Here is a 2,883-nt window from a genome sequence, read left to right as displayed (position 1 = left end):
TCGTCGATGACCACCCGCTGATGCGCACCGGTTTGGCGGCGGTACTGGAAGAAGACGAGACGTTGCAGATCGTTGGGCAGGCGACCAACGGATGCGAAGCGGTGGAGAGTTATCGTCGCCTGCGACCTGACATCGTGCTGATGGACATCCAGATGCCGGAGATGGACGGCGTGGCTGCGACGAAAGCGATCTGCAGGGAATTTCCGGACGCACGGATCATCGTGTTCACCACCTATCGCGGAGACGTGCAGGCGCGCGACGCACTGGTCGCGGGGGCCAAGGCGTACCTGCTGAAAAGCGCGATCCGGACGGAGCTGATCGACGCGATACGCGAGGTGTCGAGCGGACGCCGCTACATCGCAGCCGACGTCGCGCGCGAACTGGCCGAACACATGGAACGCGAATCGCTGTCCAATCGCGAGCGACAGGTGATTGAATGCATCGCCGCGGGAAACTCCAACAAGCGGGTGGGTGCGTTGTTGGGCATCTCCGAAGACACGGTGAAGAACCACGTCAAGAGCATACTCGGCAAGTTGGGCGCGCTGGACCGGACGCACGCGATCAATATCGCGTACCGGCGCGGGATACTGGCGCCGAAATAGCGACAAGGGTGCTCGCAGACACGCCCGACCTCGAACGAGCGAATGCCGATGGCGACATGGAATCTGCAGAACGTGAGCCGCGGTTTTCGCGCGTGGGTCGTCCTGGCGGTCGTGATCTTTTTTGCAGGCCCGCTGCATCGGGCCTCTGCGCTCGACCCGCACGTGCATGTGTCCCAATATGGTCATACCGCGTGGCGAACGCGCGATGGGTATTTTCACGGCGCGCCGCAGGTGTTCGCTCAGACCACGGACGGTTACCTCTGGATCGGTACCGCAAACGGACTGGTGCGGTTCGATGGAATTCGCTTTGAGCCGTTCCTCCCGACTGCGCAGGCCCGACCACCGTCCGGGTCCATCGTCGCGCTGATGGCAGCGCGCGATGGTGCGCTGTGGATCGGATCCTACGAAGGGCTCGCCCGCCTTCACGACGGACGGCTGTTTGCGTTTCCCGATGTGAAAGGCGCGGTCTGGTCGATCATCGATGACCCGCTCGATGCGGAAGTCTGGTTCGCACGAACGCGGGTCGCGCCGGGTGAGGGTCCGCTCTGCCGGATCAGGGAGAACGCGGCTCGTTGTTTCGGCACGTCGGACGGAATTCCCATTCCGGCGGCGAGTCTGGTGGTCCGCGAAGCGGGCGGCGCGATCTGGTTGAGCGGGACGGACGCGCTGGTGCGCTGGGAGCACGGCGAATCAACATCGTATTTTCGGCAGGAGCTCGCGGGACACCAGAATCTCGGGGGTCTTGCGGGCCTTGTCGTAGGTCCCGATGGCGCGATCTGGACCGTTTTGCCGGACACAAAGGGTGGGCTGTCACTCGAACGTTTCCAGTCCGGACAGTGGAGCGTTCAGTCCTTGAAGGATCTCGACTCGGAGGTCGTGCCAACGACCCTCTTTTTCGATACGCATGGCGCGTTGTGGCTCGGCACCGACAGCCACGGCCTGTATCGCATCGTCGATTCGAAGCTGGAGCATTTCACCAGCGTCCAGGGACTCAGCGGCGATCGGATCAGCGAATTCTTCGAAGACGGCGAAGGCAACATCTGGGTGGCGACCTCCGCAGGAATCGACTGCTTTCGCAATCTCGCGGTGTTGAGCGTCTCGAAACGCGAAGGGCTGAGTGCGGATGACGCAACCGTGGTGGCGTCGCAGGACGACGGTACCGTTTGGGTTGGCAACGGCGCGCACCTGGACCGCATCGATACCGCGCACGGAATGCACGTTGGCACGGAAGCGCAGGTCAAGGTCCGTCAGGTCACGGCGATCGCCGATGGCGGCGAAGGACGACTTTGGGTCGGTGCGGATCAGGACGTGCTGATCCATGAGAACGGTCGAACGTACCCGCTGCGACGGTCGACAGGGCTGCCGATTGGCGCGATTGAGCTCATGGCCGTGGAGCCCGGCCGTGATGCGTGGCTCGTTCCTATCGGCAAGTCGCCGCGCAGGATCATCCACATGCATGGCGACGCCGTCGTCAGCGACACGGATGCCGACTGGGCGCTGGCTGCGCCCGATCCGACGGAAGGTCTTTGGTTGGCGCAGCGCGACGGGAAGATCGCGCGCGTGCAACGGGGGCAGATCGTTCCCGTGTCGCCGGGACCGGGCACTGGGGTCGCGCCGATCCACGCGCGCCAGATCCTGCCAACGACCTCTGGACGTCTGTGGATGGCGACGCGCGAAGGCCTGGTTGAATTCGACTCGGGCACGTTCCGGCGAATGGATGAGCGCAACGGCTTGCCATGTACATCCCTGTTCGCATTGCAAGACGACCTCGTGCAGGCGCTGTGGTTGTACGCCGCGTGCGGTGTCATGCGGATCGACCACGAAAATCTGCAACGGTGGGAGCATGACGCGACGGCGACGCTCTCGGTCCAGCTGTTCGATGTGCTCGACGGAGCCGAGCCCGCGCTGGCCGATTTCTCGCCGCACGCAACCCGCTCGCCGGACGGGCGCATCTGGTTTGCGAACGGGTCGATCGTGCAGATGGTGGATCCCTCGCACGGTGGCGCGCCTGCTGCGCCACCGATTCACATCGAGCGCGCGATCGGAGACCGCAGTGCGCATCCGTTGTCGGCGCCGATCGTCTTCCCTGCACTGACCGGAAACATCGAGTTCGACTACTCGGCGCCGTCGTTTGCGGCGCCGCAAAAGGTGTCCTTTCGATACCGGCTGGAGGGGCACGACGAGAGCTGGCAGGAGCCGGGATCGCGACGGCAGGCGTTCTACAACGATATTTCGCCGGGGAGCTACACGTTCAACGTCATTGCCAGGAACGCGGACGGCC

2 protein-coding genes are annotated in these 2,883 nt (G+C 63.9%); both read left to right on the top strand.

From position 1 onward, the window contains the following. Window positions 1-602: response regulator transcription factor (locus tag ABIV12_RS00490; protein ID WP_348055114.1), on the top strand; the 602-nt coding region annotated here is incomplete at its 5' end. 48 nt (window positions 603-650) lie between these two features. After that, window positions 651-2,883: two-component regulator propeller domain-containing protein (locus ABIV12_RS00485; protein WP_348055112.1), on the top strand; the 2,233-nt coding region annotated here is incomplete at its 3' end.

Origin of the sequence: Dokdonella sp., from assembly GCF_039926425.1 — a bacterium.
Taxonomy (GTDB): Bacteria; Pseudomonadota; Gammaproteobacteria; order Xanthomonadales; family Rhodanobacteraceae; genus Dokdonella_A.
Note: the sequence above shows the minus strand (reverse complement) of the source record. Positions and strands in the feature narration are given on the sequence as shown.